Origin of the sequence: Actinophytocola sp. (assembly GCF_050699915.1) — a bacterium.
In the GTDB taxonomy this organism is placed as follows: Bacteria; Actinomycetota; Actinomycetes; order Mycobacteriales; family Pseudonocardiaceae; genus Actinophytocola.
On sequence record NZ_JBOHGA010000001.1, the window covers coordinates 35,007 to 51,005 of the forward strand.

The following is a 15,999-nucleotide window of genomic DNA, read 5'->3' on the forward strand; positions in this document are numbered from 1 at the left end:
TGTGGACGGTCAGTGACGTTGTCGCGCGCTGGGCTCCCCGTCGGCGCACGCTTCGCCGTCGACGGATCGCAGGACGCAGGCGGCGAGCAGTTCCGGTCGCGTCATGTTGAGGTAGTGGCCACCTTCCGGGCTGACCACGACGTCCAGGGGACCGAACCGCTCCCAGGTTCCGACAAGGTCCTCGTGTCCGCTGGCCAGGGAGTCGTCCGCGGCCAGTACGGCGACGACCGGGACGCTCAGCGGGTCGGAGTCGCGCAGGGCGAGAGCGAAGGCGCGTGTGGCCTCTGCCGTGTCGTAGCGGAACGCCCGCGCGAGGTCGGAGCGGTCCGCGTCGCGCATACCGTGCGGCTCTGTGAAGCCGGTGTTGGTCGCCAGCCATCGCAGAATCTCCTCATCGGACATGTGGGTGACCTCGTTGTGGTCGTGGTCGGCCGGTTTCGTCGACCTGAGCAGCTTCGCCACGACGAACAGACGTCGAACTTCGATGCCCTTGTCCCGCAGGGCGTACGCCGTGGTGAGCGCCGGGCCGGTGCCGGCGCAGTGCCCGAGCAGCGCCACCGGGGTGTCCACGCGGGCGGCGATCTCGCCGGCCAGTTCGCCGCCCAGCCGGTCGGCGGGAACGGGCGCACGCCGGTCGGTCCGCGAACGCCCGGGCAGCTCCACGCCGAGTACCCGCACCTTGGCGTCGGCGGCGTGCACGCGCCGGGCGAACTCGATGTAGCTGACCGCGCCGCCCCCGGCGAACGGGACACAGACGATGGTGAGCTTCGGCTCGACCACGTCGAGTCCGGCCGCCGCGGTCAGGTCGACGAGCAGGTCGCGGCGCGTCTCCCGCTGCTCGCGCATGCCGGCGGCCAGCGCGCGGACGGTGGGTCCGGCCAGCAGGTCGTGTAGGCCGATCGCGCCGTCGAGTCGGACCGCGACCTTCATCGCGGCGATCGAGTGACCACCGAGGTCGAAGAAGTTGTCGGTCACGCCGACCTCGGCGGCCTCGAGCCCGAGCACCTCGGCGAACAGCTCGGCGAGCTCACCCTCGAGCTCGTCACGCGGCGCCTCACGGACCCGCGTGGTCTCTTCGACGGGCAGCCGCTCCAGCGCGGCACGGTCGACCTTTCCGTTGCCGGTCAATGGGAACGCGTCCAGCCGCCGCACCGAGTCTGGATGTAGGTAGCTCGGCAGACGGGCGGTCAGCGCCTCGCGCACCGCGGCGAGGTCGTGCTGGGCCGGGCCGGTGTAGAAGGCGGCGAGCAGCTTTTCGCCACCGCTGTTCCTGACGACCACGACGGCGTGGTCCACGCCGGGCAGCTGGCCGAGGGCTCCTTCGACCTCGGAGAGCTCGATGCGGAACCCACGCACCTTGACCTGGTGATCGAGCCGGCCCGCGCAGTCCAGCACGCCGCCGAGCAGCCATCGCCCGACGTCCCCGGTGCGGTACATCGTCGCGGAGCGATCGTCCAAGACGTTGGGCTGGAAGGCCGCCGCCGTCCGGCCGGGATCATGGACATAGCCCAGGCCGACTCCGACGCCGGTCACGACGATCTCCCCGTAGCTGCCGATCGGCCGCGGCCGGTCGTCGGGGCCGACGACGTGCAGTCCGGTATTGAGGACCGCCCGGCCGACCGGGACCCGCTCGCCGTCGACCGGACCGGTCAGTACGTGGTGGGTCACGTCGTCGGAGGCCTCGGTCGGACCGTAGGCGTTGACCAGCGGGACGCGGTAGAGCGAGAACCAGCGCCGGGTCAGCGCTGGTGGCAGCGCCTCACCCGTGACAAGCAGATGTCGCAGTGCGGGCAGATCCACCGGCCGCAGCTCGGCTTCGGCGAGCAGGGCGTCCAGATAGGACGGTACGACCTCGAGGACGCTGATGTCGCCGTCGGCCACCGTGTTCCGCAGCAGCGCCGGAACATCCGTGACTACGTCCTGGGGGACGACGACAGTGGTTCCGCCGACAAGCCACGCGGCGAGAAGCTGCCACACCGAGATGTCGAAGCACTGGGTTGCGAGCTGGGCGATCCGGTCGGTCCCGGTGAGCTCCAGGTCCACGACCTTCGCCCACAGATGGTTGAGCATGCCCCGGTGGTGGATCATCGCCCCTTTGGGCTCGCCGGTCGACCCCGACGTGAAGATGATGTACGCGGGGTCGTCGGGCCGCGGCGCCACCACGGATCCGCGCGGTGCGCCGTCCGCCGTCGCGGTGAGGACCGTCGGCGGCTCGTCGAGCACCTTGGCCAGCGTGTCTCGCAGCGGCGCGGCGAACACGTCATCGGTGACCACGTGGCGGCATCCGCTGCGGCGCAACACCGCACCGATACGCTCGGCCGGGTAGGACGGGTCCTGCGGCAGGTACACCGCGCCGAGCTTGAGGACTGCCAGGACGGTGAGCGCCCAGTCGACGCCGCGCTCCTGCACGGTGGTCACCACCGTGCTGCGCCCGACCCCGTGGGCGCTCAGGCTCGCAGCCACCCGGTCAGCGGCCGCGTCGAGATCGCGATAGCTCAGCCGCGCCTCACCGTGCACCAGCGCGGTGTTCGCCGGCGTGCGCTCGACCTGCTCGGCGAACAGGTCGACGAACGTGGCGTCCGGCAGTACATGCGGCGGGCCGGCGCCGATCTCGGCGAGCAGCGCACGCTCGGTGTGACCGAGCAGGGGCTCCGCCCGGACGTCCCGGTCGGGTTGGGAGGTGAGCAGTTCCAGTGCGCGGGCGTAGTAGCCGCCGATCCGCTCGATCTGCTGAGGGTCGAAGGCGGCCGCGTGGTAGTGCAACGCGAGCTCGACCCGGTCGGTGATCGCGTCCTGGGCGAACTCCGCGCGGAACGGGAACTCGGTCTGCGCGTTGACGACCGAGCGGACCATGCCGAACCCGTCGCGGGCGCTGAGCTCCTTGAGGACGTGGAAGTGCGTGAAGTTGAACACTGTCTCGAACAGCGGCTCCCGGGTACCCGCCGCCCGCTTCATCTCCTGCATGGGGTAGCGGCGGAACGGCAGCAGCTCGGTCTCGGTCTGGTACACCTCGCGCACGAGTTGCGACCAGGTTCCGTCCGCGCATCGCGCGCCGAAGGGAACGGTGTTGAGGAACAGGCCGGGTAGTCGCTCGCCGTCGGCCACCTCGGGGCGGCCGCTGTGCTCGTACCCGGTGCGCACGGTGTCCGTGCCGGCCACGAATCCGAGCACGGCGACATGTGCTGCCAGCAGTACGGACTTCACCGGTACGCGCAGCGACGCGGCGGTGCGCACCACGTCTGCGGTGACGTTCGCGGAGAGGTTCACGTCGTGGATGACCACACCGGTGGCGCCGGTGGGCCCCAGCCTGGGCAACCGGGTCTCGTCGTACGTGGCGAGCACGTCCAGCCAATGGTCACGCTGGTGCCCGGAGGCTTGCGCGTCCCGCTCCAGCCGGACGAAGTCGCCGTAGCCGACCGCTGGCGGCGCGGGGTCCGGGGCGTGCCCGTCGAGCAGGGCGAAGTAGGTGTCGAAGATGTCGCGGTGGATCGTGTTGACGCTCCAACCGTCGAGGGCGGCGTCGTGGTAGCTCAGGGTGTACCGGAAGCCGCGCTCGCCGAGCAGGTGCAGGTAGACCCGCACCATGTCCGGCTCGCCCGGCCGGAACCCGTGGGTCAGCTCGAGCGCCGCGAACTCCCGTAGCCGCTCGTCCTGTTCGGACTCCGGCCGGCCGCTGAGGTCGAACACGCCGAGGGGACATGGAATCCGGTCGTGGACTAGCTGAAGGGGTTCGCTGAATCCGTCGAGGTGGAAGGAGGTTCGGAAGACTTGGTGGCGGGCCGCGACTGTGGTCGCCGCGCGGCGGAAGGTCTCGACGTCGACCGTTCCGTCGATGTGGTAGCTCAGAATGTCGTGATACAGCCCGCTTCCCGGCTCGGCGCGCGCCGCCTCGTAGAGCAGGCCGGTTTGCAGCGACGACATCGGGTAGGCGTCCTCGACCCCGTGCGGCAGCCGCCGCCGGTCGGCGTCGTCGAGCAGCGCGAACCGGTGCGCCTGGGACCTGGCAGCGGAACCTGTGTGCCGCTCGGACACGAACGCGGCCAGCTCGGCGACCGACGGGTGAGCGAACAGGTTCTGGAAGCTGAACTCCAGCCCGGCGGCGTGCGCGCTGGACAGGACGGCGATGCCCTTGATCGAGTCGCCGCCGAGCGCGAAGAAGTTGTCCCGCACGCCGACCCGGTCCGCGCCGAGCACGTCAGCCCAGATGTCGCAGAGCCGCCGTTCGACCGCGGTACGCGGTGGCGCGTACGCGGATCGGGCGGCGACGTCGGGCCGGGGGAGCCGGCCGAGGTCACGTTTGCCGTTGTGGTTGGTGGGGATCGCGGGCACCGGCATCGTCCACTGTGGAACCATGTAGGACGGCAGCTCGGCCGCCAACGCTGCTCGGAACTCGTCGTGGTCGAAGTCCTCACCCGCGACCACGTACGCGCACAGCACCCGGTCGTCGTCCGTGTCCTCACCGCCGAGCGCGAGCGGTGCGACCGCGCAGTCGGCGACTCCCGGGACGCGGCAGGCCACGTGCTCGATCTCGCCCGGTTCGATGCGATGTCCGCGGATCTTGACCTGGGTGTCGATACGACCGAGAAACTCGATGGTGCCGTCGGGCAGCCAGCGGGCCAGGTCGCCGGTTCGGTACATGCGCTCGCCCGGCCGGAACGGGTCGGCGACGAACCGCTGGCCGGTCAGGTCCGGAGCGTTGAGATAGCCACGAGCCAGACCCACCCCGGCGATGCACAGCTCGCCCGGCGTGCCGATGGGTGCGACAGTGCCGGCCTTCGTCAGCACGTGCAGCACGATGTTGTCGATGGGCTGGCCGATCGGGACCGGGCGGCGCGGGTCGAGCTCCGCGCAGTCGAAACAGGTGACGTCGACGGCGGCTTCCGTGGGGCCGTAGAGGTTCACCAGCCCGGCGTGCCCGAGAAGTTCGCGGAACCGCAGCGCCTGGGCGGTGGTCAGCGCCTCGCCACTGGCGAACACCCGGCGAAGCGAGGGCAGGCAGCACGCCGTGCCGGTTGCCGCCACGTACCGCAGGAACGCTTGCAGCATCGAGGGAACGAAGTGCATGGTGGTGATCCCGTGTCCGGCGATGTGCTCGACGATGCGCCGCGGGTCGCGCTCGTCGCCGCTCGGCAGGGTCGCGACGGCGGCGCCGGCGAGAGACCACCAGAAGATCTCCCACACCGACACGTCGAAGGTGAACGGTGTCTTGTGGAGGATCACGTCGTCCCCGGCGAGCGGGTAGGCCCGTTGCATCCACGCGAGCCTGTTGACGATCGCCGTGTGCTCGACCATGACGCCCTTGGGACGGCCGGTCGAGCCCGAGGTGTAGATCACGTAGCACAGGTCGCGCGGACCGGCGACGGTCTCGGGATCGGACTCGGCATCGGCGAAGCTGCGTTCGTCGTCGAGGTCGACGAAGATCGTCGCCTCGGTCACGGCGGGACGCGTCAGGTGATCGCCGAGCACGATCCGAGTGCCGCTGTGTTCCAGCAGGTAGTCGATCCGGTTGCGCGGCAAGGCCGGGTCGACGGGCAGGTAGGCGCCGCCGGCCTTGAGGACCGCGTAGATCGCGGTCAGTTCGCGAGGCGAACGCGGCAGGCACACGCCGACGATGTCGCCACGGCCGACGCCGAGCTCACGCAGTCGATGAGCGAGCCGGTTCGCGCGGGCGTTGAGCCGCGCGTAGGTCAGACCGTCGCTGGTGCCCGATCCGGCGATGGCGATCCGGTCGGGGTGTTTCGCGGCTCCGCGTTCGAGGAACTGGTGGAGCAGCGTGGTGGCGGGGAACTCGGCCCCGGTGTCGTTGAACGCGCCCAGGCGGCGCTGTGCATCCGGGCCGGCGTCGAGCAACGGGCCGATCGGGGCGTCCATGGCGTTCGTGGTCTTCTCCAGCAACGCGGCGAAGTCGGCCGCGAGGCGTTCGGCCGTGGACGAGGTGAACGAATCGGACCTGTAGGTCACGTCGACCCGGTCGTCGAGTACGGCGAAGTACAGCGTGCATCCGACCGCGGCGGCGTCCGGCGGGGACAGGTCGCCCTCGACGGCGAGCGCGACATCACTCGGCGCCGCCGCGGCCTGGTCGTAGAACAGCCAGTACGGTGCGGCGGTGTGCGAGGCCGCGTCGAGGTAGGCGGTCCTGGCCGCCATCAGGAGGTCGCGGAACGTGTCCTCGCGCTTCACCGGGACGCTTAGCGGGAGAGCGGAACCCGCGGCTCCCGACGGCGCCGCGACGACCGTGGTGACGTGCTCGGCGTCGGTGGCGCGGGCGGCGACGAGCGCGACCACGGCGCCGTGGAGAACGCGGAGCAGGGCCGGGTCCTCCCGAGTGACGCGCCGAGCCCGCGCGAGAGCGGGAGTGGCGAGTCTCGCGGTCGCCGTGGCCGTCGGCGCGTCGGTGTCCTGGCCGAGGTGGTCGCGCACCAGGGTGGTCGGTTCGGACTCGACAGCACGGCGCCAGTAACCGACGTGGTCCTGGTCGGCATGTGCCCGACGGTTCTGCTCGAGGATCGTGGTCACCGGGCACCTCTCAGAACGCGAAATCGGCAGCGAAGGCGGACATGGCGGCGCCGGGCGAGGAGAAGACCGGCGTGCCGGGGTCGTCGCACAGCTCGTCGAGTGCCACCAGGTACTCGTCGAGCAGGTAGTCGGCGGAGGTGGGATCGAACAGCTCCGTGGCGTACTCGAGGTCGAGCACGAGCCGGTCGGGCCGCCGGTAGACCTGCAGGTTGAGATCGAACCGCGTCGTGCCGGGGTTGAGCAGTTCCACCGAGATCGCGAGGTCGGCTGTGGCCAGCTCGTAGACGTCGAGATCCTGGTAGGCGAACAGGGCGTCGAACACCGGGTTGCGCGCGGGGTCGCGTGGCACGTCGAGCCGGTCCACGAGCCGCTCGAACGGGAAGTCCTGATGGGTGAGTGCCTGCCACTGCCGCGCGCCGAGCTGCCGGGCCAGCCCGGCGAGGTCGGTATCGCCGGCCAGTTCGGCACGCAGGCAGACCGTGCCGACGAACATTCCGACGACCGACTCCAGAGCCGGGTGTGTCCGTCCGCTCGCCGGCGTGCCGATCACGAGATCGTGCTGGCCGGACAGCCGTGCGAGGGTCGCGGTGTACGCGGTCGCCAGCACCGCGAACGGGGTCGCGCCCAGGCGGCGGGCGGTCTGGTCGACCACTGCGAGCCGGGGCGCCGGCAAGGTGCGCCTGACCACCGCGCCGCGCGTCGCGCGGGAACGGCCGCGTGGCCGGTCGGTCGGCAGCTCCAGCCCTGCCGGCGCGCCGGTCAGTTCGGCGCGCCAGAACTCCTCGTCGACATCGGTTACCTGCCGGGCACGGCACCACTTCGCGGCCGCGGCGAACGTCGTGGCGGCCGCGGCCGGCTCGGTACCGGCGTACAGGTCGAACAGGTCGCGCACGAGAACCCGCAGCGACACCCCGTCCAGCACGATGTGGTGCCCGTCGAGGTACAGCTCGTTCTCGTCCGGTCCGCGGTGGACGAGACGCGCGCGAAGCAGCGGCGGCCGATCGAGCCGGAACGGTCGCACGAACCCCGCGAGCGGGTCGGCCACGGGCCCGGACAGGTACTCGAACTCCGGCGTGAGGTCTTCGAGGGCCACCTGACGGACGGCACCGTCAACCGGCGTCAACCGCATGCGCAGTGCGTCGTGGCGCTGCAGCAACACGGTGAACGCCGAACGCAACCGCGCCACGTCGAGCGGGCCGCGCAACGTCAGTCGGACCGGGATGTTGTACGCCAGCGAGTCCGGATCGGCCTGCCACAACGCGTAGAGCCCCACCTGCTGCGGGTGCAGGTCGACCGCCGCACCGGCGGACGGAGGGATCGGTTCGACCAGCTCGCGCCTCACGGATGCGGTGGCGATGGCACGAGTCATCGTGGCGAGTGTCGGCGCCGCGGCCGCGTCGGCGAACGACAGGTGGCGGCCCCATCGGCGGTGGATGCGACCGAGCAGCGCTCCCAGGGCGATCGAGTTCCCGCCGATCTCGAGGAACCTGTCGTTCGGTCCGATCGCCCCCGGATCGATGCTCAGCACGTCGCCCCACAGCTCGGCGAGCTGGTGCTGGTCCGCGGTCTGGTCGGCCCGGTCCGCCTGTCCGGTGCGGGGCAGCGCAGCCACATCGACTTTTCCGTTGCCGTTCAACGGAAGTCTCGTCAGCCACACATACTGGTCCGGCAGCGTGTAGCGGGGAAGTTTCGCGGCGACTGCGGTACGCACCGTCCGCTCGGATGTCTTCGGCGCGACCAGATATGCCACCAGGTGCTTGTGGTGGGCTGGTCCGGCCACGCTCACGTGGCAGTCGGCGACGCCGGGCACCGAGCGCAGCGCCGCGGTCACCTCGCCGAGTTCGATGCGATGGCCACGGATCTTCACCTGACCGTCGGTTCGGCCGTGGAAGTGCAGCACTCCGTCGGCATCGACGTGCACCCGGTCGCCGGTGCGGTAGTAGCGCTCACCCCCGATGAGGACGAAACGTTTCCTGGTCAGCTCCTCGTTGTTGAGATAGCCGCGGGCGACGCCGGTGCCGCCGGCGTACAGCTCGCCGACGACTCCCGGGGGCAGCGGTCGACGTTCGTCGTCCAGCACCAGTGCGGTCGTGCCGCGGATCGGCCGCCCGATCGGGATCGGGCGGTCACAGCGCTCACGGATCCGGTGCACCGTGGTGAAGGTTGTGTTCTCGGTCGGCCCGTAGCCGTTGTACAACGCGAGGTCGGGGTGGCGGGCGCGGACCAGCTCCACGTGCCGTGGCGAGAGGACGTCCCCGCCCGTGAACAGGCACCGCAGCGGGGCGAACATCCCCGGGTCCTCGTCGGCGAGCTGGTTGAACAACGCCGACGTCAGCCATGCGACGGTGATCTCGTTTGTACGCAGTGCCTCCGCCAGGCGCCACGGTACGACCGCCGTCTCGGTGTCCACGATGTACAACCGTGCGCCGTTGAGCAGCGCGCCCCAGATCTCCAGGGTCGAGGCGTCGAACTCCAAGGCGGACAGTTGGGCGAACCGGTCCGCCACGCCGAACTCGGCGTAGTCCGGGTCTCGTACCAGCCGCACGATGCCGCGATGCTCGACCAGTACGCCCTTGGGACGTCCGGTGCTGCCCGAAGTGAACATGACGTAGGCCAACGGGGAGCGATCCGGCGGGGCGGGCGGCGTCACGTAACCCGGCCGGCGGGGCACCTCGTACAGGTCCATCACCCGCACGCCGTCGGACGCAGCGTCGGCGACCTTGGCACATCCGGCCGGATCGCCCACCACGAGCCGCACACCGCTGTCTGCGAGCAGCTCCTTGACACGGCTGGCGGGGAACGCTGGATTCAGGGGAACGTAGGCGCCGCCGGCCAGTGTCACGGCCAGGATCGCGACGATGGCGTCGGGGGAGCGGTCGAAGGCGATCCCGACCAGGCTCTCACGCCGAACACCGAGATCGGCGAGGCCGCCGGCGATCGCGGTCGCACGCTCGGCAAGTTGCCCAAACGTGATGGAGGTGGAGCCGGAGGTCACGGCGATGTCGTCGGGCCGCCGCCGGGCCTGTGCCAGGAAAAGCTCGTCCACACGTGGGTTCATCGAGAGCTCCTGGGGATCGCGCCGGGGAGATCGAGCGAGCCGGCCCGCGTGCACGAGTCGAGCAGATCGGTGCCATAGTGCTCGGCCACCCACGCGTCGTCGTACACCGTGTCGAGGTAGCGTTCGCCGAGGTCAGGGGCAATCGCGATCGTGTTGGCGTCCTCCCGCCCGGCCGCCTCGAGCCACGCCGTGGCGCCGGCCAGGACCGTGCCGGTCGACCCACCGAACAGGAATCCGGCTCGGGCCAGCGTGCGGCACATCCGGATGGTGTCGGCCTCGTCGACGTGGATGACGCCGTCGAGCACCGACGTGTCGACCATTTCGGGCCGTCGGCTCGTGCCGAGCCCCGGGATGAACCGCGGGCCCGCCGTCCCGCCGAACGTGATCGACCCGACGCTGTCGACGGCGATGACTTGGGCAGGGTGATCGACGTCCCGCAGGTAGTAGGCACACCCCATCAACGTTCCGGTAGTGCCGGCACCGACGAAGAGCACCTCGAGATCGGGGCAGGTCTTCACGATGGCAGGCGCGGTGCACTGGTAGTGCGCACGCCAGTTGTTCTCGTTCGTGTACTGGTCGAGCCAGACGAAACGCGGGTTCGTCGCGCACAGCTCGCGCACGACCCGGATGCGACTCGCGAGGAATCCGTGGTTGGCGTCGGGTTCGGTCACGACCACGACCCGTCCGCCGGTCGCCTCGATCTGCCTGCGGTTGTGCACGCTGGAGCGAGGGTCGGTGACGCAGACGAAGTCGTAGCCCTTGCTCGCGGCCACGATGCTCAGGGCCACCCCGAGATTGCCGGACGAGGACTCGACGATCGCCGAGCCGGGCTCGAGCTCGCCCGAATCCTCGGCGGCGGCGATCATCGAGACGGCCGCCTTGAGCTTCACGGAACCGGCGAGGTTGAACGACTCGCACTTCACGGCGATCGGCACGTCGAGCACCTCGCTCAGGTCGACGTACACGTCGTCGATGAGCAGCTCGTGCGGATGGCGTGCGCCTAACACGCTTCTACGTTTTCTCTTCGCATGGCTGCTGCCCCAGTGCGATAGAAGAAGTTTCGGTACTTCAAAGCTAGCAGGATTGCCGCGACGAGGGCTATCATTGATATTCTTTGATGAATTCACTGTCGTGGATATGAATAATTCATAATGCGGACGGGAATTCTTCACGGCCGGTTGCGAGCTACCCCCGATGTGGCGTTTTCGCGGGTAGCATCCGGCAGGTCTGCTCAGTAGGCAGGGAGGCGATGGTGACCGGTCCAGAATTCGCCGTCATCGGTGGAGAAACCGTTCAGGATGTCCTGTCCGGGCGGCACGCCGAAGTGATGTCGGTCGTCGAAGATGCTTATCGGACCCACGCGGCCGGCGAAACCGTCAACCCGCCCAGCTATTTCCTCCGGTTTCCCGACCGGCCAAGGTCGCGAATCATCGCACTGCCCGCTTCGCTCGGCGGCGAGGCCGCCGTCGACGGCATGAAATGGATCTCGAGCTTCCCGGACAACCTCGAGGCGGGACTGCCACGCGCGTCCGCCGTGCTGATTCTCAACGACCCGCGGACCGGCTTTCCACTGGCCTGTCTGGAGAGCTCCGTCATCAGCGCCACACGCACCGCGGCCTCGGCGGTCCTGGCCGCGGCGAAGCTCCACGAGGGACGCTCGCGGCCACGCCGCGTGGCGTTCGTCGGTTCGGGCCTGATCGCGCGCTACATCCACACCTTCCTGCGGGCCACCGAGTGGGAGTTCGAGGAAGTCGGCGTGTTCGACCTGGCCGACGAGTACGCGGCGGCGTTCGAGAGGTACCTCAGCGCCAACGGGGTGGGCCAGACGCGGATTCACCCGTCCGCGGAGTCCGCGATCCGCGAGTCGGACCTCATCGTCTTCGCGACGACGGCGGCCAGGCCGCACGTCCACGACCTGTCCTGGTTCGCGCACAACCCGACCGTGCTGCACGTGTCACTGCGAGACCTCGCGCCGGAGATCATTCTCGGCTCGACCAACGTGCTCGACGATGTCGACCACTGCCTCAAGGCGGACACCTCGCCGCACCTGGCCGAGCAGCTCACCGGCTCGCGAGACTTCGTACACGGCGTGCTGGCCGACGTGCTGCGCGGCGACTTCGTACCGGCGGTCGACCGGCCGCTGGTCTTCTCGCCGTTCGGCCTCGGCGTGCTCGACCTAGCCGTCGGCCGCTTCGTCTACGACTCGGCCGTCGCCGCAGGCCGACTGCACACCGTGCCGGGGTTCTTCCACGAACTGAGCCGCTACTGACACAGCGACGTCCCGAGACTCATGCGAGCACGTCGGCCACGCGCGGCGCGCGGGCACGCCGGCTGACCGTGGCCAGCACGGGTCCGGCGGGGCGCAGCGTCAGCAGTGGTGCGAGCGTCATGTCGTGCTGGGTGGTGTCCACCTGGAAGCGGGACAGCAACGCCTTGAGCAGCACGGTCGACTCCAGTAGCGCGAACTGCATCCCCACGCACGCCCGGGCACCACCGCCGAACGGGAAGTACGCGTAGCGCGGGCGCCGGTCCTCACGGACGAACCGCGACGGGTCGAAACGGTGCGCATCGGGCCAGAACTCCGGGTGCCGGTGGGTGACCCACGGGGAGATCAGGATCTGCGAACCGACAGGCACCGGACAACCTGCGATCTCGGTGTTCTCGAGGGTGACCCGCTCGGTGCTGTGTGCCGGTGGGTAGAGCCGCATGCCCTCCTGCACGGCCGCACGGGCGAGAACGTCGGCCGCCGGCCCACCTTCGTGCACCGCTGCGACGATCTGGTCCTGGAGGTCCGGCCGCCGACCGAGCTCGTGCAAGGTGAACGTCAGCGCGCCCGCGGTCGTCTCGTGACCGGCCAGCAGGAAGCCGAGCACCTCGTCGCGAATCTCCTGCTCGGACAGCGTCTCCCCGGTCTGGGGATCACGCGCACCGCGCAGCCGGGAGAGCAGATCGTCCGCGACCGGCGAGGATTCTCGCGACCAGCCGTTAAGCACACGTTCGGCGACCGCGAACAGCCGGCGGCGAACGTCGCGGAGCGGGCGGTTGCACGGCGTCGGCACGGTCAACGGGATGGTGAACAGCTGCAGCCGGCGGGCCGTGCTGGCCTCACCCAGCAGAGGCACCAGCTCGTGCAGCTCGGCGACGACGTTGTCGATGTCGTCGCCGAACAGCGCCCTGCCGACCACGCGCAGCGTAAATCGCTGCATGAGGTGATGCAGGTCAAGGATGCCTGGCCGCATCGCCGGGCCATCGACGATCTTCTCGGCCTCGGCGGCCATGAGAGCCGCGTAGCCGGTGACTCGCCGGCGGGAGAACAACGGCTGCACCGTCCTGCGGTGCCGCCGCCACGTGTCGCCGTCCCGGGTGAGCAGACCGTCGCCGATGCTCTCGCGGATGACCGTGAAACCGGTCGTGTCTCGCCCGAACACCGTGCCGTCGTTCATCGCCCGCGCTACGTCGTCCGGGTGGTAGGCGGCGATCACGTCGCGGCCGAGCCAACGGGGCCTGGCCGGACCCAATCGGTACGCGACGCAGTCACCATGCTCCCGAAACGTCCGCTCGAGCGTGCCGAGCAGATCGTGCCGAAACGCGGGCACCATGCCCAGCAGCGGGTGACCGGCTGGTCGGGGTATCGCTCGAGTCACTGCCTCTCCTCCCTGGGACACGCCGTGGCATCGCGACCCTGGCGGCGGATCTCATGCTGGCCAACGGGTGTGGAGGTCGTCGATCCGGTACGGGTGCGCGTGACGCCACCGGCCGTGCGCGTGGGTCGCGTCGTGGAGGTGTTCGTGGTCGGCGTCGAGATCGTGGTCGTGTTCCAGGGACTCCGGGTCGTGGGCGGTCCACAGGCGTGTCGCCGCGGCGGTCGCCGTGACGGTGAGTGCCCCGAGTACGCCGAGGGCGGTGGCCATGCCGGCTTGGGTGGCCAGCCAGCCCGCGAACGGATAGCACAGCAACCAGCACGCGTGGGACAGCGAGAAATCCGCCGCGAAGACGGCCGGCAGGTCCGCCGGATGCGCCGACAGCCGCAAGAGCCGGCCGCCTGGAGTGAGAATCAGCGACGTGCCGGCGCCGACGGCCGCCCACAGAGTGAGCAGCACCAGCCAGCGCTCCGCGTCCAGCAGCGCGGTCGACGGGACGCCGAGGAACAACGCGACCGCGAGTACGGTGGCGCCGCGGAGCATCACCGTCCGGTCGGGGAACCGCTCCAACAGTCGCGGCACCGTGAGGGCCGCGACCAGCGAGCCCAGGCCGTTGGCGGCCAGAGCGAACGCGACCGCGGTGTCGTCACGGCCGAGGACGTCGCGTACGTAGACCACCGTGTTGACCAGCACCATCGATCCCGCGGCGGCTACAGCGAGGTGCGCGGCGAAATACCCGCGCAGCCTGGGCGTGGCCAGGTAGATCCGCAGGCCCAGCGTCGTGGCCCGCAACCCCCGGCTGGACGGCCTGGCGCGGGTCGTGGGCAGCAGCGCGGACACGACCAGGAAGCCGGACGCGGCGAAGCCGATCGCCGTGCCGACGAACAGGAAGTCGTAGCCGACGAGAGCGAGCGCTGCGGCGGCGACCAGCGGGCTGAGCAGGTTCTCCAGGTCGTAAGCCATCCGGGAGAGGCTGAGTGCGCTGGTGTAGTCCCGTTCGTCGGTCAGGACGTCGGGGATGGTGGCCTGAAAGGTCGGCGTGAACGCGGCCGACGACGCCTGCAGGAGGAAGATCAGCAGGTAGACCTGCCAGACCTGGTCCACCCAGGGCAACATGACCGCGATCGCGGCGCGGACCGCGTCCAGGGTGACCAGCAACCTCTTTCGCGGCAACCGTGCGGCGATCGCGCCCGCCACTGGTGCGACGCCGACGTAGGCGATCATCTTGATCGCGAGTGCGGTGCCCAGCACGGCGGCGGCGTCGTTACCGGCGATGTCGTAGGCGAGCAGGCCCAACGCGACGGTGGCCAGACCCGTGCCGGTCAGCGCGACCACCTGTGCCGTGAACAACCGGCGGTAGGTGGGATTGGACAACGCCGTGGGCATTCCATCTCCCAACGCATCACGCGGCGCGAGAACGCCGTACGAGGTGGGGCTGTCCGGCGAGCCACTCGCCGAACGCCGGAAGGTCCGGCAGGATCACCGATGCGAACGCTCGCACCAGGAGATCGTCGCGATGCTCGGTGATCGCCACGACCGTGCTCCCACCACGGTGTGCGGCCTGCAACTCCGCGCCCGCCTCCGAGATCCCCTGCCGGTCGGGCAACCACGCGACGCACATCGTGCTGGCGGCGGCCAGCGCGGTGTGCCGGTGCAACTCGGCGACCGGGTTCAACTCGTCGAACGACGTCACCGCGCGATGCAGCACCGCCGCCGAGTCGTGCTCGTGGATCGTCCGGGCCAGCGCGTCGTGGTCGGCCGCATGACCGCCGCGTCGTACTCCCTGGACGAACCCGACCAGGTAGTACGACGCGACCGGCGCTCGTGCCGGTCGGACGCCGGCGCGCATCATCAACCGGTACTCGGCGAACTCCAGCTCTGACATGTCACGCGGCCTTGCTCATCGAGCCGGCAGTCGCGACGGGATGGGGGTAGAAGCCGCGCCCGGTCTTCTTGCCGAGCAGGCCGCCCGCGACCATCCGCGCCAGCAGCGGCGGGGGAGAGTAGTGCGGCTCCCTGAACTCCGCGTACAGCGACTCGCTGATCGCGGCGACCGTGTCCAGCCCGATCAGGTCGATCAGGCGCAGCGGGCCCATCGGGTGCGCGCAGCCGAGCACCATCGCCATGTCGATGTCCTCTATCGACGCCATCCCCGACTCCAGCATCCGCACGGCGGACAGCAGATACGGGATGAGCAGCGCGTTGACCACGAACCCGGCACGGTCCTTTGTGCACACCACCTGCTTGCCGAGCACCTCGGAAACGAACCGGTGGGCACGGTCCATCGACGCCTCGTCGGTGAGCAGGGAGCCGACCAGCTCCACCAAGGGCAGCACCGGCGCCGGGTTGAAGAAGTGCACCCCGAGCACGCGGCCCGGCCGGTCGGTGACCCCGCCCAGCGCGATGATCGGCAGCGACGAGGTGTTGGAACCGAGGATCGCGTCCGGGTCCACCACGACCTTGTCCAATGTGGAGAACACGGCTCGCTTCACCGACTCCTGCTCGGCGACCGCCTCGACCACGAACTGGCGGTCGGCGAAGTCGGTGAGGTTCGCGGTGAACGACACGCGCGCCAGCGCCGCGTCCCGCTCGCCCTCGGTGATCTTTCCCTTGCGCACTGCGCGTTCCAGCGACCCGGTCAGCCGTTTGCGACCCGCGGCGATCGAAGACGGTTTCGACACCGCGACGAGCACGTCCAGACCGGCGCGCGCGGAGATCTCCGCCACGCCGGCGCCCATGACCCCGCAACCGACGACGCCTACCCGTCGAATCTCGTTCATATCC

At 69.9% G+C, this 15,999-nt stretch carries 8 protein-coding genes; 1 reads left to right on the plus strand and 7 read right to left on the minus strand.

All coding sequences use genetic code 11. From position 1 onward, the window contains the following. Positions 1 to 9 precede the first annotated feature (9 nt). Genes ACRDSK_RS00170 through sbnA form a run of 3 tightly spaced genes read right to left on the minus strand, consistent with a single transcriptional unit; the run spans position 10 to position 10,581 of the window. Complete coding sequence (locus ACRDSK_RS00170; protein WP_431437738.1) at positions 10 to 6,516, minus strand: amino acid adenylation domain-containing protein; 6,507 nt, start codon at positions 6,514 to 6,516, stop codon at positions 10 to 12. 10 nt (positions 6,517 to 6,526) lie between these two features. Continuing rightward, positions 6,527 to 9,574 carry an amino acid adenylation domain-containing protein gene (locus ACRDSK_RS00175; protein WP_431437739.1) on the minus strand — a complete coding sequence of 1,016 codons (3,048 nt, stop codon included), beginning with the start codon at positions 9,572 to 9,574 and terminating at the stop codon, positions 6,527 to 6,529. Beyond that, entirely contained in the window at positions 9,571 to 10,581 is a 1,011-nt protein-coding gene (gene sbnA, locus ACRDSK_RS00180) for a 2,3-diaminopropionate biosynthesis protein SbnA (RefSeq protein WP_431437833.1), read from the minus strand. The genes ACRDSK_RS00175 and sbnA overlap by 4 nt, the downstream gene beginning before the upstream one ends. 242 nt (positions 10,582 to 10,823) lie before the next feature. On the opposite strand from sbnA, the gene sbnB reads away from it, so the two are divergent. Next, the gene (sbnB, locus tag ACRDSK_RS00185; RefSeq protein WP_431437740.1) at positions 10,824 to 11,843 is read left to right on the plus strand and encodes a 2,3-diaminopropionate biosynthesis protein SbnB; all 1,020 of its coding nucleotides are present in this window, start codon (positions 10,824 to 10,826) and stop codon (positions 11,841 to 11,843) included. Positions 11,844 to 11,862: 19 nt separating this feature from the next. Here sbnB and ACRDSK_RS00190 read toward each other — a convergent pair whose 3' ends face one another. Genes ACRDSK_RS00190 through ACRDSK_RS00205 form a run of 4 tightly spaced genes read right to left on the minus strand, consistent with a single transcriptional unit; the run spans position 11,863 to position 15,995 of the window. Beyond that, a complete protein-coding gene (locus ACRDSK_RS00190; protein WP_431437741.1) occupies positions 11,863 to 13,218 on the minus strand; it encodes a cytochrome P450 in 1,356 nt (451 codons plus the stop codon). 51 nt (positions 13,219 to 13,269) lie between these two features. After that, on the minus strand, positions 13,270 to 14,601 hold the full coding sequence (locus ACRDSK_RS00195; RefSeq protein WP_431437743.1) for an MFS transporter: 1,332 nt from the start codon (positions 14,599 to 14,601) through the stop codon (positions 13,270 to 13,272). A 16-nt stretch (positions 14,602 to 14,617) separates the two neighbouring features. Further along, positions 14,618 to 15,100: a hypothetical protein gene (locus ACRDSK_RS00200; RefSeq protein WP_431437744.1), complete on the minus strand. Its 483-nt coding sequence runs from the start codon at positions 15,098 to 15,100 to the stop codon at positions 14,618 to 14,620. A gap of 1 nt (position 15,101) precedes the next feature. Then, positions 15,102 to 15,995, minus strand: a complete 894-nt coding sequence (locus tag ACRDSK_RS00205) for a 3-hydroxybutyryl-CoA dehydrogenase (RefSeq protein WP_431437745.1) — start codon at positions 15,993 to 15,995, stop codon at positions 15,102 to 15,104. Between the last annotated feature and the right edge of the window lie 4 nt (positions 15,996 to 15,999).